This is a genomic window from Paraburkholderia sp. SIMBA_054 (assembly GCF_046534875.1).
In the GTDB taxonomy this organism is placed as follows: domain Bacteria; phylum Pseudomonadota; class Gammaproteobacteria; order Burkholderiales; family Burkholderiaceae; genus Paraburkholderia; species Paraburkholderia hospita.
On sequence record NZ_JAWRXV010000037.1, the window covers coordinates 57,051 to 72,192 of the forward strand.

The 15,142-nt window shown below is 63.3% G+C and carries 14 protein-coding genes and 1 pseudogene; 8 read left to right on the plus strand and 7 right to left on the minus strand.

The window, feature by feature from the left end:
* Window positions 1-476 precede the first annotated feature (476 nt).
* A pseudogene (locus tag SB822_RS35150) lies at window positions 477-1,618 on the plus strand (IS481 family transposase).
* Window positions 1,619-1,853: 235 nt separating this feature from the next.
* Here the strand turns inward: SB822_RS35150 and SB822_RS35155 are convergent.
* On the minus strand, window positions 1,854-2,366 hold the full coding sequence (locus SB822_RS35155; RefSeq protein WP_007577159.1) for a winged helix DNA-binding protein: 513 nt from the start codon (window positions 2,364-2,366) through the stop codon (window positions 1,854-1,856).
* A 191-nt stretch (window positions 2,367-2,557) separates the two neighbouring features.
* On the opposite strand from SB822_RS35155, the gene pxpB reads away from it, so the two are divergent.
* The 7 genes from pxpB (at window position 2,558) to SB822_RS35190 (ending at window position 8,009) form a co-directional block, all read left to right on the plus strand.
* Window positions 2,558-3,211, plus strand: coding sequence for a 5-oxoprolinase subunit PxpB (pxpB, locus tag SB822_RS35160; RefSeq protein ID WP_090838470.1), 654 nt, complete (start codon window positions 2,558-2,560; stop codon window positions 3,209-3,211).
* A complete protein-coding gene (locus tag SB822_RS35165; RefSeq protein ID WP_090838468.1) occupies window positions 3,208-4,260 on the plus strand; it encodes a biotin-dependent carboxyltransferase family protein in 1,053 nt (350 codons plus the stop codon). The genes pxpB and SB822_RS35165 overlap by 4 nt, the downstream gene beginning before the upstream one ends.
* A 16-nt stretch (window positions 4,261-4,276) precedes the next feature.
* The gene (pxpA, locus tag SB822_RS35170) at window positions 4,277-5,029 is read left to right on the plus strand and encodes a 5-oxoprolinase subunit PxpA (protein ID WP_090838474.1); all 753 of its coding nucleotides are present in this window, start codon (window positions 4,277-4,279) and stop codon (window positions 5,027-5,029) included.
* A 312-nt stretch (window positions 5,030-5,341) separates the two neighbouring features.
* On the plus strand, window positions 5,342-6,115 hold the full coding sequence (locus SB822_RS35175) for a DUF969 domain-containing protein (RefSeq protein WP_079498758.1): 774 nt from the start codon (window positions 5,342-5,344) through the stop codon (window positions 6,113-6,115).
* The gene (locus SB822_RS35180) at window positions 6,112-7,068 is read left to right on the plus strand and encodes a DUF979 domain-containing protein (protein WP_090838466.1); all 957 of its coding nucleotides are present in this window, start codon (window positions 6,112-6,114) and stop codon (window positions 7,066-7,068) included. The genes SB822_RS35175 and SB822_RS35180 overlap by 4 nt, the downstream gene beginning before the upstream one ends.
* A gap of 221 nt (window positions 7,069-7,289) precedes the next feature.
* Window positions 7,290-7,439, plus strand: a complete 150-nt coding sequence (locus SB822_RS35185) for a hypothetical protein (protein ID WP_244144686.1) — start codon at window positions 7,290-7,292, stop codon at window positions 7,437-7,439.
* Window positions 7,440-7,469: 30 nt separating this feature from the next.
* The gene (locus tag SB822_RS35190) at window positions 7,470-8,009 is read left to right on the plus strand and encodes a tetratricopeptide repeat protein (RefSeq protein ID WP_244144687.1); all 540 of its coding nucleotides are present in this window, start codon (window positions 7,470-7,472) and stop codon (window positions 8,007-8,009) included.
* Between the two features lie 36 nt (window positions 8,010-8,045).
* On the opposite strand, the gene SB822_RS35195 is transcribed toward SB822_RS35190, so the two are convergent.
* The 6 genes from SB822_RS35195 to SB822_RS35220 all read right to left on the minus strand — a co-directional run bounded on the left by SB822_RS35195 (window position 8,046) and on the right by SB822_RS35220 (window position 15,011).
* Window positions 8,046-9,191, minus strand: a complete 1,146-nt coding sequence (locus SB822_RS35195) for a TraB/GumN family protein (protein WP_090838464.1) — start codon at window positions 9,189-9,191, stop codon at window positions 8,046-8,048.
* A 58-nt stretch (window positions 9,192-9,249) separates the two neighbouring features.
* Window positions 9,250-10,287 carry a peptide ABC transporter ATP-binding protein gene (locus tag SB822_RS35200; protein WP_167449583.1) on the minus strand — a complete coding sequence of 346 codons (1,038 nt, stop codon included), beginning with the start codon at window positions 10,285-10,287 and terminating at the stop codon, window positions 9,250-9,252.
* Window positions 10,284-11,288: an ABC transporter ATP-binding protein gene (locus SB822_RS35205; RefSeq protein WP_007742846.1), complete on the minus strand. Its 1,005-nt coding sequence runs from the start codon at window positions 11,286-11,288 to the stop codon at window positions 10,284-10,286. Before SB822_RS35205 ends, SB822_RS35200 begins: the two co-directional genes overlap by 4 nt.
* A 1-nt stretch (window position 11,289) precedes the next feature.
* Window positions 11,290-12,207, minus strand: a complete 918-nt coding sequence (locus SB822_RS35210; protein ID WP_007577140.1) for an ABC transporter permease subunit — start codon at window positions 12,205-12,207, stop codon at window positions 11,290-11,292.
* A 4-nt stretch (window positions 12,208-12,211) separates the two neighbouring features.
* Complete coding sequence (locus SB822_RS35215) at window positions 12,212-13,225, minus strand: ABC transporter permease subunit (protein WP_007577139.1); 1,014 nt, start codon at window positions 13,223-13,225, stop codon at window positions 12,212-12,214.
* 154 nt (window positions 13,226-13,379) lie between these two features.
* Window positions 13,380-15,011 (minus strand): ABC transporter substrate-binding protein, encoded by a 1,632-nt coding sequence (locus SB822_RS35220; RefSeq protein WP_007577137.1) that lies wholly within the window; start codon window positions 15,009-15,011, stop codon window positions 13,380-13,382.
* Between the last annotated feature and the right edge of the window lie 131 nt (window positions 15,012-15,142).

Consider the following 15,142-nt stretch of genomic DNA (forward strand, 5'->3'; position numbering starts at 1 on the left):
GCACTGAACGAGCGCCTCACCCGCTTCAAACACCCGTACATGGGCTAATGGCAGCGAATGGTATGTGCCGCCCAGGTGGCAAACTGTGTGTAGGTTGTCGCGGCGTATAGCTTGGCGCTCTTACACGGTGGAACGCGTGCGCTATCGGTCCGAAGTGAGGCGTGTGAAGTGCGACGGCCTACACACAGTTTGCCACCTGGGCGGCAGAGGAATGTCCGGCGCGGTACGCTGCGACGCGGGCGCGCGAAGCGGGTGAGGCGTCAATTCAGAGCGTTGGCAACGAACATGAGTCACGTGATTGCCGTGTGAAGTGTGGGACCGGTTGGGGGCCCTCAGGCAAACACAAGAGCTGGCGGTGTGAGCCGCTTTCTTTTGCCTACTTTTCTTTGCGGCGGTGTACAGACTGGAGACATAGCTGACAGGTGTACAGGGACATGACTGACACTTTCGGGTAATCAAACGCCCGGATTCCAACCATGCCCTGGGAAGCAAAAGACACCATGAATCTCCGCGAAGACTTCGTGCGCGATGCCGCCACGCAGGCGGTGCCGTTCAGCGAGTTGTGCCGCAAATACAAGATCACCCGTCAGACGGGCTACAAGTGGCTTGGACGCCATAAGAGCGAAGGCGCCGACGGACACCTGGCCGACCGCTCCCGCCGCCCGCATCACAGCCCCACACGCTCACCGGAGCACATCGAAGCGCTGGTGCTGGACCTGCGCTGCCAGCACGGCTGGGGCGGACGCAAGATCGCACAGCGCCTGCGCGATCTGGGCCAGACCGAGGTGCCCGCGCCTGCCACCATCACCGAGATCCTGCGGCGCCACGGGCTGATCGACGAACAGGCGTCGCGACAGCGCCAGCACTGGCAACGCTTCGAGCATGAGCATCCGAACTCGTTGTGGCAGATGGACTTCAAGGGCGACTTCCCGACCCTGGAGAGCGGGCGCTGCGCGCCGCTGACGGTCATCGACGATCACTCGCGCTACAACATCGTGCTGAGCGCCTGCTCGCGCACCACCACGCAGGTCGTGCAGGAAGCGCTCGAGCAGGCGTTCCGCTGCTACGGGCTACCCTCGCGTATCAACACCGACAACGGCGCGCCGTGGGGCTCGCCCAGCGCGCCGGGACAGCTCACCGAGCTCGCCGTCTGGCTGATCCGGCTGGGTATCCATGTGAGCTACAGCCGGCCGTATCACCCGCAGACCAATGGCAAGGACGAACGGTTTCACCGCTCGCTGAAGGCCGAAGTGCTGCAGCGGCACGCCTTCAGCACGCACGAGCACGTGCAGCAGGAACTGGATCGCTGGCGGCAGGTGTACAACACCGAGCGTCCACACGAGGCACTCGGGATGGCCACGCCGGTCACCCGCTACGCGTGCAGCCTGAGCAGGATGCCCGATCGCCTCCCGGAGCCCGAATACGAGTCCGGCGATAAGTTTTACTGGTCAACTCAAGCGGCGTGGTGCGCTTCCGGGGCGAGAAAGTGAGGCTCTCGATTGCGCTCAAGGGCTTGCATGTGGCAGCCCGCCCGAGCGAGGACGAAGACGGGGTGATCGAGTTCTGGTTCGCCCATCAGCGTGTCGAAAAACTTGACCTGAAGGAGCCCAAACCCTGACCATCATGTGTCAGCGATGTCCCTGTACATGTGTCAACGATGTCTCCAGTCTGTACACGGCGGCAAAGAAAAGTAGGTGCCGCCCCGCACAAGGGCGACGCTTGAAGCACGAAGGCATAACGCGGATGCCAGCGCAAAGTCAAAAAACCGAAAACCGCTTGCGCAGCAAACACCGTAACGCGGATGCCAGCGAAAAGGCAAAAAATCCAACCCGTCGGCAGACAGCAAAAAACCCCTACAGCGATGCAGCCGCCCGCGCCGCAGTGTCATAAAGCCCGGAAGCATTCCGCATCAGTTGCGCTGCCTCCCCAATCTGCTCATTGGTGAGCCCACTTTCCTTCAGCGTCGCGATCAGACAACTCTCCCGCACCTCGCGATACTTCATACACAGATCACGCCCCGCCTGCGTAGCAGAAAAAAACACTTCCTTGCCGGTCTTTTCGCTTTTTACATACCCTCTAGCTACGAGCTTCTTGAGCGCGTAAGTCGCGACGTGCGTGTCCTCGATATTCAGCACGAAGCAGATATCCGCAATCTTCTTGCGCCGCTCGCGGTGGCTCACATGGTGCAGCAGCGAAACTTCGATCGCAGTCATGTCCTTGTCGCCCGCCGCCGCCATGCAACGAACCATCCATCGATTGAACGCGTTGCTCGCCATGATCAGTCCGTACTCGAGTTCGGATAACTCCGCACTAAATTCAGACACAAGATGTTCCGATGAGACGATTTTGGTCGGATGACGCGCCATGGTGATTTTTCTATGCGAAGCGTGATGGTTGACCGAAGTGTACGACTTCCCTCCTGGACGGGCGAGCCTGGGGACATCGCTTATTGATAAATTGTCGAGATTTTATTGAGAATGTAGGCTAGCTCTATCGTGAGAAGTTAGCATGCATCGTCGGACGAATCTGCTGCTTCTCTACTTGACCCAGGATATTGATGACTGAACCCCGCATCTTTCCGTTTGGCGATACCGCACTGGTCTGCGAAGCGCCGCCGCCTGCCACGCTGGATTGCCAGCGCCGCGTGTGGTCGGCCGCCCAGGCCGCGCGCGACTGGCCGCACGTGCTCGAAGTGGTGCCCGGCATGAACAACCTGACCGTGATCTTCGATCCCCTCGCAGCCGATCCCGACGATCTGACTGCCAGGCTCAAGGCCGCGTGGGAACAGCCAGGCAGCGCGCAAGATTTGGGCCGCGAGGTGGAAATCCCCGTGCAGTACGGCGGCGAGTTCGGCCCGGATCTGAAGACGGTGGCCGATCACACGGGCCTCACGGTGAAGGAAGTCGTCGAACGGCATGCGGGCGGCGAGTACATCGTGTTCTTTCTCGGCTTCCAGCCTGGCTTCGCGTACATGGGCGGGCTCGAGGAGGCACTGCACACGCCGCGTCGCGCCGAGCCGCGTCTCGAAGTGCCCGCTGGCTCGGTCGGCATCGGCGGCGCGCAGACGGGTATCTATCCGGCCACTTCGCCGGGCGGCTGGCAACTGATCGGCCGCACTGCGCTGAAGCTCTTCGACCCGACGCGCACGCCGCCCACCCTTCTGCAACCGGGCGATCGCGTCCGCTTCACCATCGCGGGGCTGCACGCATGATCGACGTAATACGCGCGGGTCTGTTGACCACGATCCAGGACCTCGGCCGGCATGGCTTCCGGCACCTCGGCATCGCGATGGGCGGCGCGCTCGACAGGCTGTCGCTCGAAGTGGGCAACCGTCTGGTCGGCAACCGGCCCGATGCCGCCGGGCTCGAAATCACCTTCGGCCCGACCGTGCTGCGCTTTCTGCGCCCGACGCGCGTCGCGATCACGGGCACCGAATTCGGTGCAACGCTCGACGGCAAACCGGTCTATTCGTACTGGAGCCTGCCCGTGCAGGCCGGCCAGGAACTGACGCTGAACGTGGCGAAGCGTGGCATGCGCGGCTACGTTTGCATTGCGGGCGGCGTCGACGTGCTGCCGATGCTCGGTTCGCGCAGCACCGACCTGCAGGCTGGCTTCGGCGGCCTGGGCGGCCGCGCGCTGCGCGACGGCGACCGCCTTCCCGTCGGCGTGCCGCGCGCCGGCACGGGTTCAGGCTTTTCGCCCGATGCGCCCGAGTTCGGTGTGAAGGCGCCCGCCTGGTGCAAGTTCGTGCTCGTCGACGAGCCGGTGCGTCGTGGCCGTCATCCGTCGGGCGTCGCCTGGGCGCCGCCCATCCGCGTGCTGGCCGGCCCCGAGTACGACAGCTTCACCGCCGACGCGCAAAACGCCTTCTGGAACGACGAGTGGCTCGTCACGCCGAACAGCAACCGCATGGGCTTCCGGCTGGCGGGCACCGAACTCAAGCGCACGCACAAGAGCGATCTGCTGTCGCACGCGGTGATGCCCGGCACGATCCAGGTGCCGCCGAACGGCCAGCCGATCATCCTGATGAGCGACGCACAGACCACGGGCGGCTATCCGAAGATCGGCGCGGTGATTCACGCGGATTTATGGAAGCTCGCGCAGGTGCGCCTGAACGGCGCGGTCCGCTTCATCCCGACCACGCCTTACGAGGCCCGCCAGGCGCTGATCGAAGAGCGCAAGTACCTGCGGCAGATCGATGCCGCAATCGGCATGCATGAAGAACGCTGCGCGCGCCTCGCCGCACCCGCAGCGATGTAAGACCTACGAGGACATCATGGAAATCGACTTGAACGCCGATCTCGGCGAAGGATGCGGCTCCGACGAGGCGCTGCTCGATCTCGTCAGCTCAGCGAACATCGCGTGCGGCTGGCATGCAGGCGGACCCAATGCGATGCGCGAATGCGTGCGCTGGGCAGTGGAAAAAGGCGTGTCGATCGGCGCGCATCCGAGTTTCAACGACCCGGAGAACTTCGGCCGCAAGGAAATGGACTTGCCCGCGGGCGAAATCTACGCGGGCGTGCTGTACCAGCTCGGCGCGCTGTCGGCGATTGCGCAGGCCGAGGGCGGGCGCATCGCGCACGTGAAGCCGCACGGCGCGCTCTACAACCAGGCTGCGCGCGATCCGAAGATCGCCGACGCAATCGTCTCGGCCGTGCATGACTTCGATCCGTCCGTGGCCGTGTTCGCGCTTGCCAACAGTGGGCTCGTAACGGCCGCGCGCAACGCGGGGCTCGTCGCGATCGAAGAAGTGTTCGCCGATCGCGGCTATCGCGCGGACGGCTCCCTCGTGCCGCGCAAGGAGCCGGGCGCGCTGCTCGAAGACGAAGAAGAAGTGCTGCAACGCACACTGGCGATGGTACGCGAGCAGCGCGTGCAGGCCGTCAGCGGCGAATGGGTGCCCCTCAACGCGCAGACCATCTGCCTGCATGGCGACGGCCCGCATGCGCTCGCGTTCGCGCGCCGCATCCGTACGGCGCTCAAGGAGGCCGGCATCGGCGTGCATGCGGCGGGCGCAGCGCGCGTCTGATTTTTCAGCGCTTACGCCTCTGATTAAAGGCCATTACACAACAGTCGACGCCCCGCTTTTCGCGGGGCGTTTTCCAGAAAGTAAGCCAGAAAACAACATCGCCAGTTGCCAACGGCTTTTTGAAGCAGCACAAGTTCGGCAGCAACCGTAGAGCAGTAACCCGCAGCAACGACAGGGCAGTGCAGCCTGAGTGGCCACCGAAGAGCCACAGGGCAACGAGGAAAGCCGGGCCCAAAAAAACCAAGGCCCGGCGTCATTAAAGTTCGCCGCCACGAGCGGTGTCCCAATGCAGGACCACCTCTGGAGATCTAGATGCAGTCAACCGTCAACCTATGGCCGCTCATTGGAGTCGCGGTCATCATCGTCGGGTTTGTGTTGCGCTTCAACCCGATGCTGATCGTGGCCGCCGCCGCCGTCATCACCGCCATCGCCGCGCACTTTCCGCCGGACAGAATCCTGGCCGCGATCGGCAGTGGCTTCATCAAGACACGCAATATCCCCCTCATCATCCTGTTGCCGCTCGCAGTGATCGGCCTGCTCGAACGGCACGGGCTGCGCGAGCGCGCGCAGACGTGGATCGCCAGCATCAAGGCCGCGACGGCCGGGCGTCTCCTGATCGTCTATCTGCTCGTGCGCGAGCTGACGGCGGCCGTCGGCCTGACGGGCCTCGGCGGGCATCCGCAGATGGTGCGTCCGCTGATCGCGCCGATGGCGGAAGGCGCCACGGAAACGCGCTTCGGCAAGCTCAGCGATGCCGTGCGCTACAAGCTGCGCGCGTTCTCGGCGGCCACGGACAATGTCGGCCTGTTCTTCGGCGAGGACATCTTTGTCGCGTTCGGCGCGATCGTGCTGATGGTCACGTTTCTGAAAGAAGCGGGCATCACGGTCGAGCCGATGCACGTCGCGCTGTGGGGCATTCCGACAGCCATCAGCGCCTTCCTGATCCACGGCTTCCGGCTCTGGCTGCTCGATCGCAAGCTCGAACGCGAGTTGCGCGGTAACGCGGCATCGCAAGGGGCTGCGAACGTCAACACGAACAACCACACGAGCCACAACGCGACGCGCACGACCGGGGACGAAGCATGACACTCACCATCAACTATCTGTTCTGGCTGCTCGGTATCGTGCTGCTGGTGATCGGCGGCATGATCGCCACCGATAAGGATCATCCGCGCCGCTTCACGGCGGGCGGCTTCTGGATCATCTACGCGCTGATCTTCCTGGTCGGCGACAAGCTGCCCGTCGAACTGGTGGGCGTGCTCGTCATCGCGATGGCGCTGATCGCGGGCTTCGGCGGCGTGACGGCGGGCAAACCCAAAGTGCTGTCCGAAGCAGCGCGCAAGGCGAGCGCCGCGCGCCTCGGCAACAAGCTGTTCGTGCCCGCGCTGACGATTCCCGTCGTCACGGTGATCGTCACGTTGTCGGCGAGCCATCTGGTGTTCGGCGGCACGCCGCTGGTCGAGCAGAAGAACGTCACGCTGATCGGCTTCGGTATCGGCTGCGTGATCGCGCTGGCGATCGCCTGCATCATGACGCGCGACACCGTCGGCCAGTCGATGAAGGAAGCGCGGCGTCTCGTCGATGCGCTGTCGTGGGCGGCCGTGCTGCCGCAAATGCTCGGCATGCTCGGCCTCGTGTTCTCGGACGCGGGCGTCGGCAAGGCGGTCGCGCACGTGACGACGGCTTACATCAGCCTCGACTACCGGCTGATCGCGGTGGCCGTCTACTGCATCGGCATGGCGCTTTTCACGATGGTGATGGGCAACGGCTTCGCCGCGTTCCCGGTGATGACGGGCGGCGTCGGCGTGCCGATCCTCGTCAACGTGTTTCACGGCAACCCGGCCGTGATGGTCGCAATCGGCATGTTCTCCGGCTACTGCGGCACGCTGATGACGCCGATGGCCGCGAACTTCAACATGGTGCCCGCCGCGCTGCTCGAACTCCCCGACAAGAACGCGGTGATCAAGGTGCAGGTTCCGACGGCGCTCACGCTGCTCGTCGTGAATATCTTCCTGCTCAACTTCCTGATGTTCCTGTAGCGCCTTTGCAGTGATCCCGGCCGCGGGCGGCTCGCCGAATCCTATTTCCAGGATACGCGATCCGCCCGCGCGGCTTGTTTCAAAAGGCGCGCCGCCATTTTTAGGATGCCTCTGATAGTTTGGCCGAGGCCCCGGACCTAACCTGTGAATGTTCCATCGTTCATAGTCCGGCGCATCGACAGGTCTGCGCCGGCTCTTTCGAGAGTCTGGAGAGCATCGCCATGCAACCGCAATCCGCCGTTTCTACTTCCTCCGCTTCTACCTCCACCGCTTCTACTCCTACCACCCAGCTTTTCCCGCTCACGCTCGCGTTCGCGCTCGAAGCGCATCGCGCGTGCCGCTTCATCGAAGCCGAATCGCTGTACCGCTAAGCACTCGCGATCTGCCCGGAACAGCCGGATGTGCTGCATTACTACGGCGTGCTGCTGCATCAGCGCGGCCAGCATGTGCTGGCGCTCGAATACATCGACCTTTCGCTCGAACTCGAACCGGACAACGCGGAGTGCTGGAACGACCGCGGCTTCGTGGCCGATGCGCTCGGCGACAAAGCGCTCGCACTTCGCTGCTATCGCGTGTCGCTGGCGCTCGATCCGCGCTCACCCGATGCGCACAACAACATCGCCGTTGCGCTCGAAGCCGAAGGCAAGCTCGGTGAAGCGGTACATCACTATCGCGAGGCGTTGAAGGTCGACCCGACGCTCGCCGACGTGCATATCAACCTCGGCTCGGCGCTCGACCGCCTGATGCGATTCGACGATGCCGACGAGCACTACCGCGCGTTGCTGTCGCTGAATGCGCGCACGGTTAACGTCTGTCTGAAGACGAGGGGTTCGAAAGAACAGTCGCTCGATGCGCTGGAAGCAGCGCTAAAACTCGTGTCGCAAACCGGCCGTGGACGTGTCGCCAACGGCGCCTTCGGCGCGGTAGGGGCAAGCGTTTAACCGTCGCTCACGTTGAGCGCGCAGGCAGCGCGCTCCTCAATAAGACTCGACAACAAACCCCCGCTGCCGCAACAGCTGCAGCACACCTTTTTGCCCGCCCAGATGCAGCGCGCCGATCGCGACGAACACTGGCTTGTTCGGCGCCGCGATCAGTAGCATCCGGTTGACGAAGCGCCGGTTGCGATCGAACAGAATCTTGTTATCCACCTGCGCGGAGATACGCTTGTCGCGCGCGAGCTTCTCCGACTTCGCTGCTTCCCACGCGGTAATCGCATCCGCGTCGCCGACGCGCCATAGCCGGTGCAAGGTCTGCACATCGGCGACATTCTCGGCGGGCGTCTGCACGAGATCCTGCGCAAGCATTTCGCGCTGCTGCGCCAGCGTGAGCCCCGTGAACGCGCGCATCTGCTCGGCGAGCGTCTCCAGCCCGACAATCTTTCCCTTCTGCCGCAGATACACGTTCTGCAACTGCGCTTCCGTGCCGAATTCCGTTTGCAGCCCGGCGCTCAGCGAATCGTAAGTTTCGACCAGCAAGGACGCGAGCCACGGCCGCATCTTGCGGATTTCATCGAGCGCGGCGGGATTGGCACGCAGACGCATCGCGAGCTTGTGCCACAACGGTTCGGGCAACAGCTTCGGCAGACATTCATACGAGCAGATGCCGTACTTCGACACATCGTCCTGCGAGACGAGCAGATCGTCGGGCGACAGTTCGAGCGCAAGCGTCGGCGATGCGGCTAGCGCACCGAGAATCGGCGCGCGGAATGGCTGGTTCGGCGGATAGTCGTTCGGATCGCCGACATGCAGCGTGCCCAGAAGATAAATCGTGGTCTTGCCGCGTGTCGCGACATAGAAAGGCATGCGCGTCGGTTGCGCGCGCACGGGACCGCTCGCCGTGGTGCCGCTCGCGTACGAAGGCGGCGGATTGAAGCCGGGCAGCGTCGCGCGCGGTTGCGACGGGGTGTGCGGAACGGGAACGGCCGGGCGGCCGACCTGATTGGCCTGCGCAGCCTGCACGGGCGTATTCGCCGAAGCCCCTGCGGCATGCGCGGAGGCGATCGGATCGAACGGATGAAACGGCAGCAACGGACATTGCGCCGTCACGACGAGCAGCGCGCCCATCAGGACGCGCGCAACCCGCCGATGTGAAGACGCAGCGCGCGCGCCGCCCGCATGTTTCATAGGCTTCACATGCTAACGACGCGCATGACGGCGCGCAACATCACGCGCCGCCACCCCATCATGCATTCGTATCGTCCCCCACCTCCTCGGCGCGGTGACACGATACCTGGCGACCATCCACTTCACGCAGCTTTGGCTCTTCTTTGCGGCAACGTTCGATAGCATACGGGCAACGCTGATGGAACGTACAGCCCGACGGCGGATTGAGCGGCGACGGCATTTCGCCTTGCAGCTTGATCTGGATGCGGCGGTCGGCTTCGAAGATCGACGGTGTCGCCGACATCAGCGCGCGCGTGTACGGATGACGCGGCTTGCTGAAGATGCGCTTCTTTTCACCGAGTTCGGCAACGCCGCCGAAGTACATCACCATCACGTCGTCGGCGATATGCTCGACCACCGACAGATTGTGCGAGATGAACACATAGCTCGTCTTGAACTGATCCTGCAGGTCCATGAACAGGTTCAGGATCTGCGCCTGGATCGACACGTCGAGCGCGGAGACCGGTTCATCGGCGACGACGATCTGCGGATCGAGAATCATCGCGCGCGCAATCGCCACACGCTGGCGCTGGCCGCCTGAGAACATATGCGGATAGCGCTTCGCATGCTCGGGCCGCAGGCCGACGGTGCGCATCATGTGCGCAATGCGTTCGCTGCGCTCGCTTGCGGTCAATTGCGTATTGATCGCGAGCGGCTCGCCCAGCGTCTGCTCGACGGTCTTGCGGGGATTGAGCGACGCAAACGGGTTCTGGAACACCATCTGCACGCGGCGTCGCAACTGCGCGATTTTCTCGTGGCTCGCGCCCGCGACATCTTCGCCGTCGATCAGCAGACGTCCGGCCGACGGCGCTTCGATCATCGTCAGCTGACGCGCGAGCGTCGACTTGCCGCAGCCGGATTCGCCGACCACAGCGAGCGTCTTGCCGCGCTCCAGATGAAACGACACGCCGTTCAGCGCCTTGACGGTGCCATGGCCGAACATGCCGCGCTTCACGTCGTAGTGACGCGCGAGGTTGTCGGCGATCAGCACGTGATCGCCTGCGGGCTTGCCGGGCCTGTCACCATCGGGGCGCCGCGTTTCGGGTACTGCGTTCATCGTGCGCCTCCCGGGTGAATGGCATCGCGAACCAGGTTCAGCGGCTTGATGCAGCGAACCTGGGCGGCGGGATCGTGATCGGCCAGCGGCGAGAGCGCGGGCCGCGCCTTGTTGCAATCGTCGACGACGTATTTGCAGCGCGGCGCGAACAGACACCCCTTAGGCCGGTCGTCGCGTCCCGGCACCATGCCCGGCAGCGCGGCCAGCCGCACCGCGCCGACGTTGTGCTCGGGAATCGCCGCCAGCAGCGCTTCCGTGTACGGATGATGCGGCGCCTTGAAGATATCGGGCACGCGGTTCGTTTCGATGACTTCGCCCGCGTACATCACGGCTACACGCTGCGCGACTTCCGACACCACGGCCAGATCGTGCGAGATCAGCACGAGCGCCATGCCGCGATCTTTCTGCAACTGCACGAGCAGTTGCATGATCTGCGCCTGAATGGTCACGTCGAGCGCGGTGGTCGGCTCGTCGGCGATCAGCAGCTTCGGGTTGCACGCAACCGCCATCGCGATCATCACGCGCTGGTTCATGCCGCCCGACATCTGATGCGGGAACGTGTTGATGCGGTTCTTCGCGTCGGGAATGCCGACCTGATCGAGCAGTTCGACCGCGCGTTTGTGCAATGCGTCGCCGCGCAGCCCTTCGTGCAGTTTCAGCACTTCCTTGATCTGATAGCCGACGGTGTAGCTCGGGTTCAGGCTCGTCAGCGCGTCCTGAAACACCATCGCCACGTCTTTGCCGATGATCTTGCGGCGTTGGTTGGGCGTCGCGTTCAGCAGGTCCTTGCCGTCGAAGGTGACTTCGTCGGCCGTGACCTTGCCGGGCGCGTCGATCAGGCCCATCAGCGCCATCATCGTCACGCTCTTGCCCGAGCCCGATTCGCCCACCACGCCGACCACTTCGCCCGGCGCCACGTTCAGATTGATTCGATCGACAGCGGGCATGCCGCTGAAGTTCACCGCAAGATTGCGGATGGTCAATAGGTTACCGTTGCTCATGTCAGGCCAGCCTTTTGAGTTTCGGGTCGAGTGCGTCGCGCAGCCCGTCGCCGAGCAGGTTGATCGCGAGCACCGAGATCAGGATGGCGAGACCGGGCATGGTGACGATCCACCATGCGCTGTCGATGTAGTCGCGTGCCGACGCGAGCATCGCGCCCCACTCCGCCGACGGCGGCTGCACGCCGAGGCCGAGGAAGCCGAGCGCGGCGGCATCGAGAATCGCCGACGAAAAGCCCAGCGTGGCCTGCACGATCAGCGGCGCAGTGCAGTTCGGCAGCACCTGCGAGAACATCAGGCGAGCCGTGCCCGCACCTGCGACGCGCGACGCCATCACGTATTCCTTGTGCAACTCGCCGAGCGCCGATGCGCGCGTCAGACGCACGTAACCCGGCAGCGCGACGATCGCGATGGCGAGCATCGTGTTCACCAGACCCGGACCGATGATGGCAACCACGGCTACCGCGAGCAGCAGCGACGGCAGCGCGAGCAGCACGTCCATGATGCGCATGATGGGCGTGTCGGCCCACTTCTCGAAGAACGCGGCGATCAGACCGAGCACGATGCCGGGAATCAGCGCGAGCACCACCGAAACAAAGCCGATCCAGAACGACAGCCGCGCGCCGTACATCAGGCGCGAAAGAATGTCGCGGCCGGCTTCGTCGGTGCCGAGAATGAACTTCCAGTTGCCGCCGTCGAGCCATGCGGGTGGAATCTTCACGGAATCGCGGTATTGCTCGATCGGGCTGTGCGGGGCGATCAGCGGCGCGAAGATCGCGACGAAGACCAGCACCAGCACGATGAGGCCCGCGCCGACGGCGCCGCGGTTGCGGGAGAAGTTGGACCAGAACTCGCGGGCGGCGAGAGCACGGCCGCTCGGGGGTGTGACTGCCTGGGGGACTGTATTTTGAATGTCTGCCACGGTATTACCTCGTATGGCGGATGCGTGGATTCAACACGCCGTACAACAGATCAACGACGAGGTTCACGACGATCACGAGTGTCGCGATCATCAGGATACCGCCCTGCACGACGGGATAGTCGCGCCGGCCGATCGCGTCGATCAGCCATTTGCCGATGCCCGGCCACGAGAACAGCGTTTCCGTCAGCACCGCGCCCGCGAGCAGCGTGCCGACCTGCAAACCGATCACCGTGACGACGGGAATCAGCGCGTTACGCAGTGCATGCACGACGATCACGCGTCCCGGCGACAAGCCCTTCGCGCGCGCCGTGCGAATGTAATCTTCGCGCAGCACTTCGAGCATCGACGAACGGGTCATCCGCGCGACGACCGCGAGCGGAATCGTGCCGAGCACGATCGACGGCAGGATCAGGTGCGACAGCGCCGAGCGGAACGAGCCTTCATCCGTGCCGGGCAGCAGCGAGTCGATCAGCAGGAAGCCGGTCACGTGCGGAATGTCGTATTCGACCGCGATGCGGCCCGACACGGGCGTCCAGCCGAGCTTCGACGAGAAGAACATGATGAGGATCAATCCCCACCAGAAAATCGGCATCGAATAGCCGGTCAGCGCTGTGCCCATCACGCCGTGATCGACGGCCGTGCCGCGCCGCAACGCAGCGAACACGCCCGCCGGAAGACCCACGATCAGCGCGAACATCATGGCGCAGATCGACAGTTCGACGGTGGCGGGGAAACGGGCCAGGAATTCGTCCATCACGCTGGTATTGGTGATGATCGACGTGCCAAGGTTCCCCTGCAGCGCGTGGCCGACGTAATGGAGGTACTGGATGGGCAACGGTTCGTCGAGCCCGAGGCGATGCATCGCCGCAGCGTGCATGGCCGGATCGACGCCGCGCTCGCCCATCATGACTTCAATGGGGTCGCCCGGAATCAGGTGAATGAGTGCGAACGCGAGGATCGTGATACCGATGAAAGTCGGTATGACCATCCCGATGCGGCGCAAAACGAATCGGAACATGGTTCGTCCCTATGGTCTTGGTGAGAAAAAACGCAACCGGCGACGAGGGCTCGTGACCCCGGTCGCCGGACCATTTCGACCAGTCTTCTAACCGAACGAAAAGCGTACTGCGTATGGGATGCAGCAGGCAACGAAGCCCACCGCATCACGTGATTTACTTCATGCTTACGCCATCGAAGCGCGCATAGCCGAGCGGCTCGATGCGCATATCGACAACCTTCTTGCTCACCGGCTGATACACCGTCGAGTGAGCGATCGGCGAGAACGGCAATTGCTGCGCGAAGATCTGCTGCGCCTGCACATACGCCTTCGTGCGGTCTGCCTGGCCCGTCGTTTCACGGCCCTTCTGCACGAGTTCGTCGAACGGCTTGTAGCACCACTTCGAGAAGTTGTTGCCGTTCACCGCGTCGCAGCCGAGCAGCGTACCGAGCCAGTTGTCCGGGTCGCCATTGTCGCCCGTCCAGCCGATCAGCATCGTGTCGTCTTCGCCCGCGTGCGCGCGCTTGATGTACTCACCCCATTCGTACGTGACGATCTTCGCCTTCACGCCGATCTTGGCCCAGTCGGCCTGGATCATTTCCGCCATCAGCTTGCCGTTCGGGTTGTACGCGCGCTGCACGGGCATCGCCCACAGCGTGATGTCGAAACCGTTCGGGAAGCCAGCTTTGGCGAGCAGCGCCTTGGCCTTTTCCGTATCGTATGCCGGCATCTTCAGGTTCTTGTCATACGACCACTGAGTAGGCGGCATCGGGTTCGTCGCGGCCTGGCCTGCGCCTTGATACACGGAATCGATGATCGCTTTCTTGTTGATCGCCATGTCGAGCGCCTGACGCACTTCGAGCTTGTCGACGGGCTTGTGCGTCACGTTGTACGCCAGGTAGCCCAGGTTGAAGCCCGGCTGCGACGGCATGTCGACGTTCGAATCGGCCTTCAGCGGTGCGATATCGGCGGGACGCGGATAGCTCATCACCTGGCATTCGTCACGCTTCAACTTCTGCACGCGCACGCCCGCATCAGGCGTGATCGAGAAGATCAGCTTCGAGATCTTGACCGTGTTCGGCTTCCAGTAGTCCGGATTGCCGTCGAAACGGATCGTCGCGTCCTTCGTGTAGCTGCGGAAAATGAACGGGCCCGTGCCGACCGGCTTCTGGTTGATATCGGCCGCGTTGCCGGACTTCAGCAGCGAATCCGCATATTCAGCCGAGAGGACCGACGCGTATTCCATTGCCAGATTCTGGATGAACGGCGCGTTGACTTCCTTCAGCGTGAACTTGACCGTGTACGGGTCGACCTTTTCGACCTTGTCGATCAGCTTGTCGAGGCCCATGTCGGTGAAGTACGGGAACTGCACCGGGTAAGCCTTACGGAACGGCTGGTTCGTGTCCAGCATGCGCTGGAACGTGAACACGACGTCATCCGCGTTGAATTCGCGGGTCGGCTTGAACCAGGACGTGGTGTGGAACTTGACGCCGTGGCGCAGATGGAACGTGTACGTCTTGCCGTCCGGCGAGACATCCCACTTTTCTGCGAGGCCCGGCTCGACCTTCGTGCCGCCGCGTTCGAATTCGACGAGGCGGTTATAAACCGTGAACGTATTGGCCGTGAAATCCACGCCTGTGGTGTATTGCGCCGGATCAAAACCCGCCGGGCTGCCTTCCGAGCAGTACACGAGGGTTTTGTTCGGGATATCGGCGGCGTTCGCCAGTTGGGTCCCCGCCATCGATGCCGCTGCCGTCGCGACCAGCATCGTGAGCCGTGCCGCGCGCAACAGTTTGTTTTGCTTCATGTTTCCTCCAGGATCATCGCCGGCTAAAACCAGCGTAGCGCGATATTACTGAGCTTTGCCAGGGGCCGCAATTGGAGGAAATTAACTTTGTTGACGATCGGAAACAGCTTTCATCCGGGTTGCCGCGCCTG